At 73.3% G+C, this 12,382-nt stretch carries 12 protein-coding genes and 2 pseudogenes; 11 read left to right on the forward strand and 3 right to left on the reverse strand.

Annotated elements, in window-relative coordinates:
• The 3 genes and pseudogenes from HGB44_RS24975 to HGB44_RS24985 form a co-directional block, all read left to right on the forward strand.
• A pseudogene (locus HGB44_RS24975) lies at positions 1–190 on the forward strand (hypothetical protein); the annotation flags it as partial.
• A gap of 201 nt (positions 191–391) precedes the next feature.
• Positions 392–838 (forward strand): carboxymuconolactone decarboxylase family protein, encoded by a 447-nt coding sequence (locus tag HGB44_RS24980; protein ID WP_061081232.1) that lies wholly within the window; start codon positions 392–394, stop codon positions 836–838.
• Between the two features lie 154 nt (positions 839–992).
• Positions 993–2,786, forward strand: a complete 1,794-nt coding sequence (locus HGB44_RS24985) for an AMP-dependent synthetase/ligase (protein WP_061081231.1) — start codon at positions 993–995, stop codon at positions 2,784–2,786.
• Between the two features lie 182 nt (positions 2,787–2,968).
• Here the strand turns inward: HGB44_RS24985 and HGB44_RS24990 are convergent.
• Positions 2,969–3,589, reverse strand: a pseudogene (locus HGB44_RS24990) (DUF7144 family membrane protein); the annotation flags it as partial.
• A gap of 141 nt (positions 3,590–3,730) precedes the next feature.
• Here HGB44_RS24990 and HGB44_RS24995 point away from each other — a divergent pair.
• From HGB44_RS24995 to HGB44_RS25030, 8 genes are all read left to right on the forward strand, one after another.
• Positions 3,731–4,255, forward strand: coding sequence for an ArsR/SmtB family transcription factor (locus HGB44_RS24995; RefSeq protein ID WP_061081238.1), 525 nt, complete (start codon positions 3,731–3,733; stop codon positions 4,253–4,255).
• A gap of 10 nt (positions 4,256–4,265) precedes the next feature.
• Positions 4,266–5,342 (forward strand): serine hydrolase domain-containing protein, encoded by a 1,077-nt coding sequence (locus HGB44_RS25000; RefSeq protein WP_061081229.1) that lies wholly within the window; start codon positions 4,266–4,268, stop codon positions 5,340–5,342.
• A complete protein-coding gene (locus tag HGB44_RS25005; protein ID WP_061081228.1) occupies positions 5,339–5,722 on the forward strand; it encodes a hypothetical protein in 384 nt (127 codons plus the stop codon). The genes HGB44_RS25000 and HGB44_RS25005 overlap by 4 nt, the downstream gene beginning before the upstream one ends.
• A gap of 270 nt (positions 5,723–5,992) precedes the next feature.
• Positions 5,993–7,612 (forward strand): sensor histidine kinase, encoded by a 1,620-nt coding sequence (locus tag HGB44_RS25010; RefSeq protein WP_061081227.1) that lies wholly within the window; start codon positions 5,993–5,995, stop codon positions 7,610–7,612.
• A gap of 61 nt (positions 7,613–7,673) precedes the next feature.
• Positions 7,674–8,099 (forward strand): roadblock/LC7 domain-containing protein, encoded by a 426-nt coding sequence (locus HGB44_RS25015; protein WP_061081226.1) that lies wholly within the window; start codon positions 7,674–7,676, stop codon positions 8,097–8,099.
• Complete coding sequence (locus HGB44_RS25020) at positions 8,096–8,458, forward strand: DUF742 domain-containing protein (RefSeq protein WP_061081225.1); 363 nt, start codon at positions 8,096–8,098, stop codon at positions 8,456–8,458. Before HGB44_RS25015 ends, HGB44_RS25020 begins: the two co-directional genes overlap by 4 nt.
• Positions 8,439–9,095 (forward strand): GTP-binding protein, encoded by a 657-nt coding sequence (locus HGB44_RS25025; protein WP_061081224.1) that lies wholly within the window; start codon positions 8,439–8,441, stop codon positions 9,093–9,095. Before HGB44_RS25020 ends, HGB44_RS25025 begins: the two co-directional genes overlap by 20 nt.
• A complete protein-coding gene (locus tag HGB44_RS25030) occupies positions 9,092–10,357 on the forward strand; it encodes a cytochrome P450 (protein ID WP_061081223.1) in 1,266 nt (421 codons plus the stop codon). The genes HGB44_RS25025 and HGB44_RS25030 overlap by 4 nt, the downstream gene beginning before the upstream one ends.
• 99 nt (positions 10,358–10,456) lie before the next feature.
• Here HGB44_RS25030 and HGB44_RS25035 read toward each other — a convergent pair whose 3' ends face one another.
• A complete protein-coding gene (locus HGB44_RS25035) occupies positions 10,457–11,683 on the reverse strand; it encodes a cytochrome P450 (RefSeq protein WP_061081222.1) in 1,227 nt (408 codons plus the stop codon).
• 341 nt (positions 11,684–12,024) lie between these two features.
• On the reverse strand, positions 12,025–12,330 hold the full coding sequence (locus HGB44_RS25040) for an SDR family NAD(P)-dependent oxidoreductase (protein WP_061081221.1): 306 nt from the start codon (positions 12,328–12,330) through the stop codon (positions 12,025–12,027).
• Positions 12,331–12,382 lie beyond the last annotated feature (52 nt).

Raw genomic sequence — 12,382 nt, forward strand, 5'->3', positions numbered from 1 at the left:
GCTGGAGAGCTTCGTCACCGGCGCGGCCGTTGAGGCCGTCGAGGGCGAGCACACGCGCCCCCGCGAACTGCGCGCCGTCGGCGGGTTCTCCATGGGCGGGTACGGGGCGGCGGCGCTGGCGCTGCGCCGTGGGGCCCTACCTCCTGCGGTGTGCCCTGCCTGTGGATCTACGTGGGAACCGAAAAAATAAAAGTCGCAGAAAATGGAAAAAGGAAACAGTTGGTCTTTTCGGGTGTGTGGAATGTCCCGTATCGCATCGAAAAACCGACCGAGTCCAGCTTCTTGCGTCCGGTTCCGACCTTGGCCCCGCAGCGGCCGGACCCCGTTGGTAGCGTTGTGGTCCGGGTCCCGGCCGGGACGGTGAAAGTGCTCGACGAGGAGGGCAGCCCCCGTGGCGAAAGAACGCGTGATCTGGGCGAAGAAGCTTCCCGAGGTCTACAGCAAACTGGACGAGATCGACAAGGTCATCTCCGGGCACCTGGACGGCACCCTGCTGGAACTGGTCAAACTGCGCGCCTCGGTGCTCAACGGGTGCTCCTTCTGCATCGACCTGCACACCCAGCGCGCCCTGGAGGCGGGGGAGTCCCAGCAGCGGCTCTTCCTGGTGTCCGCCTGGTACGAGGCCGGGGAGATCTTCACCGACGCGGAGCGGGCCGCCCTGGCCCTCACCGACGAGATCACCCGCCTGGGTGAGCACGGGGTGTCCGACGAGGCCTACGACGGTGCCGCCGAGCACTTCGACGACCAGGAGCTGTCCGCGCTCATCGCCGGAATCGCGATGATCAACCTCTACAACCGGCTGGCCGTCACCAGCCACCTGCACCCGCGCAAGCGCTGAGCCCGGCCCCGCTCCGGGGGGAAGGATCCCTGTCCCCCCGGAGCGGGGCACCCGTCCCCCGGAGCGGGGCACCCGTTTCCTGGGTAGGTGGGTAGGGATGAGTGCGCCCGACCCCCGTCGGCCGCACACGGAGGTCCCGGACCCAGGAGCGCCCATGCCCCCCGCCGGACGAACCCTTCCGAGCCTGCTCGCCCGCAACGCCGCCGACCACCCGGACGCGCCCGCCCTGTCCTGGCGCACGCAGGACGGCGGCGACTGGGCCACCCTGACCTGGTCGCGGGTGCGCGACCGCGTCGCCGCGCTCGCCGAGGGCTACGCCGCCCTGGGAGTCGGGCCCGGCGACCACGTCCTGCTGATGATGGGCAACCGTCCCGAGCACTGGTTGTCCGACCTCGCGCTCGTCCACGCGGGCGCCGTTCCCACCACCGTCTACAGCACCGCCGCTTCCGAACAGGTCGCCCACATCGCCCGCCACAGCCGCGCCCGCCTCGCCGTGGTCGAGGACTCCGGGACCGCCGCCGCGTGGGAGGGCCTGCTCGCCGACCCCGAGGTCCCCCTCGCCGCGCTGGTCGTCGTGGACGGCGCCGACCCCGACCGCGGCCACACCGACTACGGCACTCTCGCGGACACCCCTGTCGGCACGGCCTTCGACCGCTGGCGCGACCTCACCCCCGACGACCTGCTCACCGTCGTCTACACCTCCGGAACCACCGGGGACCCCAAGGGCGTGGCGATCACCCACCGCGACATGCTCGCCAACGCCACCGCCCTGGACGCGGCAGTGGCCCTCCCCGAGCACCCCGACCACGTGTGCTACCTGCCCCTGGCCCACATCGCCGAACGCATGCTCGGCCTCTACCTGCCGGTCTTTCGCGCCTCCCACGTGTGGATGTGCGGGAGCCTCCAGGACCTGCCCGGGGTCCTGCGGCACGTGCGCCCGCCCCAGTTCTTCGGCGTCCCGCGCGTGTGGGAGAAGTTCGCCTCCGCCCTGCGCGCCGGGCTCGCCCGGATGCCCGAGGGGACGCGCGCCGAAGTGGACGCGGCCACGGCCGTGGCCGCCGAGCACGTCGCCCACCGCGAGCGCGGCGAGGAGGTGCCCGCCGAACTCGGGGAACGCTTCGAGCGGGCCCGAACCGAGGTCCTGCTGCCCCTTCTGGCCGGGGTCGGCCTGGACCGGGTGAGCTGGGCCTCCAGCGCCTCCGCGCCGATGCCGCTGGACGTGGTGCGGTTCTGGGCGGGGTTCGGGGTCGTGGTCATGGACGCGTGGGGCCTCACCGAGTCCGTGGGCGTGGCCACCGTCAACAGCCCCGCCACCGGGTTCCGGCTGGGCTCGGTCGGCCGCCCCATCGCAAGCGTGCGGGTGCGGGTGGCCGAGGACGGCGAGGTGTGGCTGCGCGGGGAGTCGGTCTTCGGCGGCTACCTCCAGCCGGACGGGTCGGTGCGTTCGGCCACCGACGCCGGGGGGTGGTTCGCGACCGGTGACGTCGGCCGCCTCGACGAGGATGGCTACCTGTGGATCACCGACCGCAAGAAGGAGCTCATCGTCACCTCCCAGGGCAAGAACGTCGCGCCCGCGCCGCTGGAGAACGCCCTCAAGGAGCACCCGATCGTCGGTCAGGCCTACGTGCACGGCGACCGCAGGCCCTACCTGGTGGCGCTGCTGGTGCCCGACCGCGAGACGCTCCCGGCGTGGGCGGCCGCCCGGGGCATCGACACCGGCGGGGACTGGGAGGCGCTGGTCGCCCACCCCGAGGTGGCGGCGGAGGCCGAACGCGCGGTCGCGGCGGCCAACGCCCGGTTCAGCCGCGCGGAAGGGGTCAGGCGCCACCGGCTGCTCCCGGGAGAGTGGGGCCCGGACACCGGTGAGCTGACCCCCTCGCTCAAACTCCGGCGCCGGATCGTCCGGGAGCGCCACGCCGACGCCCTGGCGGAGCTGTACCGCGACTGATCCCGGGCCTTTCCCGGGCCTTTCCCGGATGGAACGGGTTCGTGGCCCGCACGGACGTGGGCGCGCGGCCGCCGGACCGGGCATGGTGACCGTCCGGGGCTTGTGACCCGTGTCCGGACGCGGGCGCGGGCGCGCGAAACCGCCCCCGTCCTGGGGAACGGGGGCGGCCCGGGAGGGGCTCTCTAGTAGTTCTGCCCGGTGGTCTGCTGCGGTCCCGCGTTCTGCGGCGATCCGGTGGTCCCCTCCGGCGACCGCGCGGGCCTGGGCGCCGCGTGGGCGGCGCTGTACCCGCTCTGGTAGGCGCCCTCGTGCTGCTCGGTGCGCCTGGACTCGCGCTCGCGGTCCGGCCAGCCGGCGGTCAGGCCGTAGATCACCAGCAGGTCCACGGCGATGGCCATCATCGACCACAGCGGCATCGCCATGATGAAGCCCAGTTGGGCGACGGCGTTCACCGAGGCGAGGATCAGGGCGAAGCCCCGGGCCCACGTGCTGCGGGACAGCACGGCCAGACCGGCGACGATCAGCACCGCCCCCCACAGGCCGAGCAGGACGCCCCAGGAGGTGTACCCCAGCAGGAGCACCTCTGTACTCGCCGCGGCGTAGAACTGGGGGGTCAGGAGCGCCACCAGCCCCTGGATGACGTTGACCGCCCCGAGGACGATCAGCAGTGTCGCGACGAAGAACTGCCAGCCGTTGGCTGCCTGCGTTCGCATGTCCGGATCCTTCCCGGCCGTCCCCGCTGGCCTCTGCGCGGTCCGGGACGTGGGAACGGCCGCTCGGGTGTCCCTCTTGCGGATGCGCGATCCGCGCGCCTTATCTTCATCATCCGACCCCGGAGGTCAGCGACACCCCACCCGTTCCTACGGATCGGGTAAAGCTCGCGGGCACGCCACCCGGGGAACGAAAGTACGTAATTACGGAAAAGTATGTAAGGTGGAGGTGTGGTGGACAGGACGACGGAGGAGCGGCTGGCCGAACTGGAGGCGCGCGTCAGTGCGCTGGAGGCGGCCCGCGAACACGGAACCGGGGAGTCCGGGGCGCAGGCGCCCGGGGAGGCGTTCTTCGCGCTCAACGCCCTGCGGGAGCACGTCACCGGACACGGCGGCGTGGTCTTCGCCGGGATCGTCCGCGGCGGTGAGGGGGAGGAGAACGCGCTGGAGTGGCAGCAGGGGCTGCCGGTCGAGCGCCTGGAGGAGTCCGACTGGGCCCGCCACGCCGCCAGCCTCGACGCCCTGGGCAACCCCGTCCGGCTCCAGCTGCTGCACGCGGTCTGGAGGGGCACCGGGACCGTCGCCGCCCTGGCCGAGCGCTCCGACTTCGGCACGACCGGCCAGATCTACCACCACGTCAACCTGCTCGCCGCCGCCGGGTGGCTCACCACCGTCCGGCGCGGCCACTACGTCATTCCACCGGAACGCGTCGTCCCCCTGCTCGCCATCCTCACGGCGGCGGGGGGAGCGCCCCAGTAAGGAGGGCTCCGTGAGAGCCAGAGGGGGGACCGTCGCGGTCGCCTGTGCGGCGGCCGTCCTGGTCGTCGTACTCGGGATCGCCGCACGGCCGCACACACCCGGCCTGTCCGCCGAGGAGTCCGGGGACCCCGGACTCCTCGACCGGGCGCGCCCGCTGCTGTCCGAGGGCGTGCGCGACCGCGTCAGCGTCGTCGAGGTCGACGGCGGCCGGGTGGGCTTCGCCCACTTCGGCGCGGACGAGGGCACCGACTACGAGATCGGCTCGGTCAGCAAGGCCATGACCGGGATGCTGCTGGCCGACGCCATCGAACGCGGCGAGGTCACCGCGCAGACCCGGCTCGGCGAGCTGGTCGAGCTGGAGGGCGCCCCGGCCGCCGACGTCACCCTGGCCGAGCTCTCCAGCCACCGCTCCGGCCTGCCCCGGCTCTCCACCCGCCTGTCCGACATGGCGGTCTCGTTGGCGGCCTCCTACCTGGGAAACGACCCCTACCCCTACGACTACGACACCCTGGTCGCGCAGGTGGCCGCGGCGGAGCTGTCCGACCGCGGCGAGTCCCACTACTCCAACATGGGCACCGCCATCCTGGGCCACGCCCTGGCCAACGCCGCCGGGACCGACTACGCCACCCTCCTGCGCGAACGGCTGCTCGTCCCCCTCGGGATGGACGGTACGACCCTGCCCGACTCCAAGGAGGACCTGCCCGAGGACGCGACCCCGGGCTACACCGACAGGGGGCGCCGGGCCGACCCCTGGCTGGCCCGCGCCTACGCGCCCATGGGCGGCGTGCGCTCCACCCCCGCCGACATGGCGCGCTTCGCCGAGGCGCTGCTGGAGGGCACCGCCCCGGGCGCGGCGTCCCTGGAACCGCGCTGGGACGACGGTCCGGACCGCCGGATCGGGTTCGCCTGGGTCACGCAGGAGCACGGCGGCGCCGAGGTTACCTGGCACAACGGCGGCACCGGGGGGTTCTCCTCCATGGTCGCCCTGGACCGTGAGGGCGGACGGGCGGTGCTGGCCTTCGGCAACACGACCACCGGACTGGAAGCACCCGTCCTGGAGCTGCTGACGGGGGAGGACGCCCGATGAGCGTGGTGGATGTGCTGACCTACGCCGGGGCCGCGTTCCTCAACGGCATCTGCGTCCTGAGCGCGGCGGACGTCCTCCTGCGGGTCCGCGACCGGGGCAGGTTCCGCTTCGCGGACCGCTGGGACGTGCTGAACCGGACGGCCAACACGCTCTTCTTCCTGGTGCTCTCGCTGCTGCTGACCACGTGGGCGCTCTTCCCCGTGGCGGTGTGGTACCTGGACGTGGCCATGACGGCGGGGGCCGCCGCGGCCGCGGTGCTGCGCTGGCCCGGCCTGCCCGCGCGCGCCGACGACGCGGGCGCCGCCTCCCGGCGCCACTCCGCGATCGGCACGCTGGCCCTCCTGGCGGGGGTCCTCGCGGTCTTCCTCCTTTTCGCCTGATCCGAGCAGCCGTGCGAAAAGTGCGCAATGCAGGGGTATGTCAGAATTAAGAAGAGTGGAAAAAAGCGGGATACCGCACTTTTCCGCCGTGTGGCCAGGGTTCCTCGCGAGAAAGCCCACGTGCCTTTCGCCCGTGGTCTACGGTGATTTCCGTCCGCCCTCGAATTCCCCGAGGGAAAACCGGGTGGACCTCCCCTGCCCGGAGACCGGACGACGGGGCCGGGCACAGCCCCGCCCCCTTCGCACGATTGCCCCGCGAGGAACCCGCCCATGCCAGTACACCCGTCCGACCGACAACGGCGGCCCCCGCGCCCCGGACAACAGGCCCTGATCGCCCTGTTCACCGTGACCGCGCTGGCGGCCCCCGCCTGGTCCTGGGCGGTCATCACGGCCCACCCCGACGCCCGCCAGAGCGTGGCACTGGCCGTCGGCGTGGCCGGAGTCGTCCTGTGCGCCGCCGTCACCGCGGCGGCGCACCAGGCCGCGGCGGCCCGCGCCGCGCGCGAGCACGGCACCCGGGTCGACGCCACCGCCCAGGCCCTCGAACGCGAGGCCGAGCACCTGGTCGACCAGCTCCTGCCCGCCCTCACCGAGGGCCTGAGCACGGGCCGCACCGCGCGCGAGGTCCTCGCCGAGCACCCCCAACCCCGCCACGTCGCGCTGCACCGGCTCACCCACGCCGTCACCGCCGAACTCGACACCGCGCGCGCCCGCGCCGCCGACGCCCTCGCCCGGCGCACCGCGCTGGAGGAGCAGATCGCCGACCTCGACCGCACCGGGCTGCCGCTCATGGTCGCCCGCGTCCGCGAGGACCGCGTCGGCGCCGCGGAGACCCTCCGGGAGGAACTGCCCCCCGTCCACGACGCCCTCGCCCGCCTGCGCGCGCACACGCTGGAGGAGCTGCTGGCCGCCGACCGCCGCTCCGCCTCGGCCATGGAGACCGCCTCCGCGACCGGCGCCCGCATCCAGGCCCACCTGACCTCCCTGCTGGCCAAGCTCCGCGAACTCCAGGACCGCTACGGCGACGATCCCGGCGTCTTCGGCGACCTCCTGGACATCGACCACGGCGTCTCCCGGACCGGTCGCCTCGCCGACGGCCTCGTCGTCCTGGCCGGGGGCCGATCGGGCCGCCGCTGGACTCGGCCCATCGTCATGGAGAGCATCCTGCGCGGCGCCATGGGCCGCATCAGCGCCTACCGCCGCGTGCGCCTGCACAACACCAGCACCGCCTCCATCGCCGGGCACGCCGCCGAGGGCGTCATGCAGGCCCTGGCCGAGATCATGGACAACGCCGCCAACTTCTCCGCCCACGGCACCGAGGTGCACGTCTACGTCCAGGAGGAGGACACCGGCCTGTCCGTCACCGTCGAGGACAGCGGGCTGGGCATGCGCGTGCGCGAGCGCAGACTCGCCGAGAGCCTGGTCACCGAGCCCCGCGACCTGTCCACGCTGCGCGGCACCCGCACGGGCCTGGCGGTCGTGGGCCGCCTCGCCGACAAGCACGCGCTCGGTGTCAGCTTCCGGCCCTCCGCGCGCGGCGGCATCGGCGTCGTCGTCCTCGTTCCGCCGCACCTGCTCACCGACGCCCAGCCCGCCTCCGGCGGCCCGCGCGCCGGGCACCGGTCCCGGCGCTCCGCGGCGCCCGGGTCCGCGCCCGCCGCGGGTCCCGGACCCGGCACAGCGGAGGCGGGCCCCGGCATCGCGACCGCACCCGCCCGCGCCGCCTCCGGGCTGCCCAGGCGGCGGCGCGGCCAGACCCTCGCCGCGGCGCTGCGGGAGGAACCCGACCAGCTCTCCCCGGGCCCGGCCGCGCCCGGACCCGGCGGCGACCCCGGCACGAGGTTCGCGTCCTTCCGCAACGCCCGCCAGCCCCAACGAGCCGAAGAGTAGAGAAGAGAAACGGAGGGAGGGGCACGCGACCGGATCCGCGCGCGGCTGCCCCGCGACCCCGATGAACACCATGGACACCAGCCTCGACTGGCTTCTGGAGAACCTGCGCCACCGGACACCGGGCATCCGCCACGTGCTCGTGCTGTCCAGGGACGGACTCAGGATGTGCCACACCCGCGAACTGCACACCGACCGCGCCGACCAGCTCGCCGCCATCGCCGCGGGCATCCAGAGCCTGTCCCTGAGCGCCTCCGCCGAATTCGGCGACCGCGGCGGCGCGGGCCAGGCCATGGCCGAGTTCGGCGGAGGAGTCCTGCTCATCATCCGCGCCGGAGAGGGCGCCCACCTGGCGGTGATCGCCTCCGGGGACGCCGACGTCGGCGTGGTCGGCCACAACATGAACGAGCTCGTCGAACGGATCGGCGGCTTCCTGACGGCCGCCCCGCGCCGGGGCGAGCGGGCCCGAGCGGGCGCCGAGCGGCCGTGACCCACCACGACGCCCTCAGCGGCGAGGCTCCCGACCGTCTGTACACCGTGACCGGCGGACGCTCCGACGCGGACACCCGCGTGTTCGACTCGGTCACCCTCGTCGTCGCCGAGTGCGACCCCGTGCCCGGCATGCAGTCCGAGCACGCCGCGATCCTGCGCCTGTGCGCGTACCCGACCGCCGTGGTGGAGCTGTCCGCGGAGCTCGGGCTCCCCGTCAGCGTCGTGCGGATCCTCCTGCTGGACCTGCTGGACACGGGGCGGGTGACGGTCCGCCACCCGGCGGCCTTCGCCCGGCAGGAGGCCGGACACGACCCCGAGACCCTGAAGCAGGTGCTCCTTGCCCTCCAACGCCTCTGAACGGCTGACCGAGCCGCGTCGGGCCCCGCTCGCCGCGACGGCCGACAACGCACTCAAGATCGTCATCGTCGGCGGTTTCGGCGTCGGCAAGACCACCCTGGTCGGCTCCGTCAGCGAGATGCGCCCGGTGAGCACCGAGGAGGTCATGACCCAGGCCAGCGTCGGAATCGACGACCTCGGCGCCGTCCGCGACAAGCGCACCACCACCGCGGCCTTCGACTTCGGGCGCATCACCGTCGACGAGCGGCGCGTGCTCTACCTCTTCGGCGCCCCCGGCCAGAAGCGGTTCTGGTTCCTGTGGAACCAGCTCTTCGAGGGCAGCCTGGGCGCGGTCGTCCTCGTCGACACCGACCGCATCCAGGACTCCTGGTACGCCGTGGACCGGCTCGAACACCACCGCACGCCCTTCGTCGTCGCGGTGAACCGCTTCGGTCCCGGGCCCGCCCTGTCCGAGGTGCGCCGCGCCCTGGACGTGTCCGAGCGGGTCCCCATGGTGGACTGCGACGCCCGCAGCCGCGAGTCCAGCCGCGACGTCCTGGTCACCCTCGTCCAGCACGTGTCCGGACCCGTGGCGGGGTACCCGTCCGCGCCGGCGTCCGGCTCCGCATCCGCACCGACCCAGGAGGAGACGACGTGAACCACACCCCGGCTCCGGAGGCCGCGGCACCGGCCAGCAGCGGCCCGCCGCCGCCCTCCCCGGACCACGCGGGGGCCGCCCGCTTCTACGGCCCCGACATCGCCCGCGACCCCGCCGGACTCTACGAGGAACTGCGCGGGCGCTACGGCCCGGTCGCGCCCGTACTGCTCGACGGGGACGTCCCCGCGTGGTTCGTCATGGGCTACCGGGAACTGCACCACGTCACCAGCAGGCCCGAGTGGTTCGCCCGCGACTGCCGCCGCTGGAACCAGTGGGACCGCGTCGGCCGCGACTGGCCGCTCATGCCCTACGTGATGTGGACGCCCTCGGTCATGTTCGCTGAGGGGGCCGAGCACCAGCGGCGCGCCGGCGCGATCGGCGACGCCCTGGACGCCGTGGACCGCACCGACCTCAAGGCCCTGTGCCAGCAGGCCGCCGACGGACTCGTCGACGCCTTCTGCGCCGAGGGCGAGGCCGACCTGGTCGCCCAGTACGCGCACCACATCCCCGCGATGGTGGTCGCCCGCCTCTACGGCCTGCCGGAGGCGGAGGTCCCGGCGCTGGTGCGCGACGTCGTGCTCTCGCTCGACGTGACCGCCGACGCGGGCGGCGCCCACCAGCGCCTGCACGCCCGCCTGGACGCCCTGGTCGCCGACCGCCGCGCCGCGCCCCGCGACGACGTCCCTTCGAGGCTGCTGCTGCACCCGGCGGGCCTGAGCGACGCCGAGGTGGTCATCGACCTGCTGGTGGTCCTCGCCGCGGCCCAGGCGCCCACCGGCAACTGGATCGGCAACACCCTGCGCCTGATGCTCACCGACGACCAGTTCTCGCTCACCCTCCAGGGCGGGCGCAGCAGCGCGGGCGAGGCCCTCAACGAGGTCCTGTGGAAGAACACCCCCACGCAGAACTTCATCGGCCGGTGGGCCGTGCAGACCTGCGAGCTGGGCGGGCGCGGCATCCGCCGCGGCGACATGCTGGTGCTGGGACTGTCGGCGGCCAACGCCGACCCCCGCCTGCACGCGGGGCTCCCCGACATCTACAGCAGCAACCGCGCGCAGATGTCCTTCGGCCACGGCGAGCACGGGTGTCCCTTCCCGGCACCGGAGATCGCGGAGATGATCGCCCGCACGGCGGTGGAGAGCCTGCTGGACCGGCTTCCGGACGTGCGGCTGGCGGTGCCCCCGGACCGGCTGGAGTGGCGGCCGTCGCTGTGGATGCGCGGACTCTTCGAGCTTCCGGCGCGCTTCACGCCCCGGCAGTAGGGGCGGCCGGAAGTGTGGTCGGCGTGAGGCGGGCCCGTCCGCCCCCTCCGCCGTGACCGGCCAGGGGCGGACGAGCGGGTTCCGCGGCGCGGCGCCGGGTCAGCCCGGGGACGGGACCGGCGTGAACCGCAGCGGCAGCCGGGTCAGCCCACGGGTGAAGACCCCGGTCTCCTCCAAGGCGGCGCCCTCGGCCAGGCGCACGTCGGGCATGGCGTCCAGCAGCTGGTTGGTCGCCACCCGCACCTCCGCCTCGGCCAGCAGGGCGCCCACGCAGAAGTGGCGCCCCAGGGCGAAGGCCAGGTGCTCGGCCGCGGCGGAGAAGGAGGTGGCGTCCCCGAGTTCGGGCCGGTGGATGTCGAAGGAGTCGGGGTCGGTGAAGCGGTCGCCGTCGCGGTTGGCCGAGCCGATCAGGCAGATGACGGTCGCCCCGGCGGGCACGGTCGCGCCGCCCAGCTCCACGTCGTGCGCGGGCTGGCGCATGATCATCTGCACGGGCGGGGTGTAGCGCAGCGTCTCGGCGAACGCGCGCGGGATCAGGCTCCGGTCCTCGCGCACCCGCGCCAGCTGCTCGGGGTGGGCGACCAGGTTGGCGAACATGCCGGACACGGCCTTGTCGGTGGTCTCCCCGCCCGCGGCGAGGAGCAGGCTGCAGAAGGCCTTGACGTCCTCGTCGCTCATCCGGGTGCCGTCGACCTCGGCGGTGCACAGGGTGGACAGCAGGTCCTCGCCCGGGTTCGCCCGCCGCTCGCGGATGATCGGCAGCATGTACGCGGCGAACTCCTCGCGGGTGCGCAACCCCTCCTCGGCCACCCGCGGGTCCTGCGACAGGTTGCCCAGGAAGGCGATGATCGAGGTGTACCAGCGGTGGAACCGGTCGTGGTCGGCCCGTTCCAGGCCGAGCATGTCCGCGATGACGTTGACGGGGAAGCGGGTGGCGAACTGCGCGACCAGGTCCACCTCGCCCGTGTGCCGGAAGGCGTCGACCAGTTCGCGGCTGTTGCGCTCGATGACGGGCCAGAACCGTTCCCGCAGTTCACTGCCGCGGAAGGCCGGGGCCACCAGTGCGCGGCGCACCGCGTGCTCGCGCCCGTCCAGTTGCAGGATGGTGCGCCCGTGCACCGGTTCCAGCTGCCAGTCGTAGTTGCGGGTGGTGAAGGCCTCGTCCCGGAAGGCGCGTCTGACGTCCTCGTACCGGGAGACGACGTAGCTCTGGGTGGCCTCGTGCCAGAACAGGGGAGCCCGCTCGCGCATGGCGCGGTAGGCGGGATAGGGGTTGGCGAGGAATTCCGGGGAAAGGATGTCCGGAACCTCGGAAGCTACGGTCATGACCGATTCTCCTCACCGCTGGGGGTAAGTGCGAGCCTCCACCGTAGGTTTTCCCTCCCGCCCAAGTCCATAGGGAACAGTATTTTACGGATATGGGATATTAAGTGGTTTCAGGGTTGAATTCCTTTTATGGGGGATATGTCGGTTGTGGGACTTCAGTGGGGGCTCCGCGCCGCCGACCACGGGGTCGGTCCCCGCGGACGGCGGCGCGGGCCGCGGCCGGAACCGGGAGGCACCCGTGCGGGGGAGTCGCGTCCGACGGCCCCCGGTGGAGTCGCCGGGCCGGACGCGGTGGGCTCCCTGGCGTCCAGCGGGGCGCTCCAGCCGCACGTTCGGTCCCTTCAGGGCCGGGAGGCTGACGCGAGGGCGTCCTCCCCGGTCAACTCGGCGGAGAACGCCCACAGGCGCTCGGCCTGCGCGGGGTCGGCCGCGTGGTCGCGCACGCCCTCCGCGCCGGTCCCGGTTCCGGCGGGCACGGCGACGCGGGCGCCCGCCTTTGCCAGGGCCCGGGTCGTCTCCAGCCCGATGCCCGAGTACCCGCCGGTGACGACGGCCAGCCGTCCGGTCAGGTCGATTCCGTCCAGGACCTCGCGCGCGGTGCTGCGCCTGCCGAAGCCCGAGCCGATCCTTCGCTGTGGTGTGGTCATGGACCGGACCCTAGGTACTGGAGCGCGCTCCACTTCAAGCGTCGCAGGTGGG

The sequence above is a fragment of the Nocardiopsis alborubida genome (assembly GCF_012396365.1).
In the GTDB taxonomy this organism is placed as follows: domain Bacteria; phylum Actinomycetota; class Actinomycetes; order Streptosporangiales; family Streptosporangiaceae; genus Nocardiopsis; species Nocardiopsis alborubida.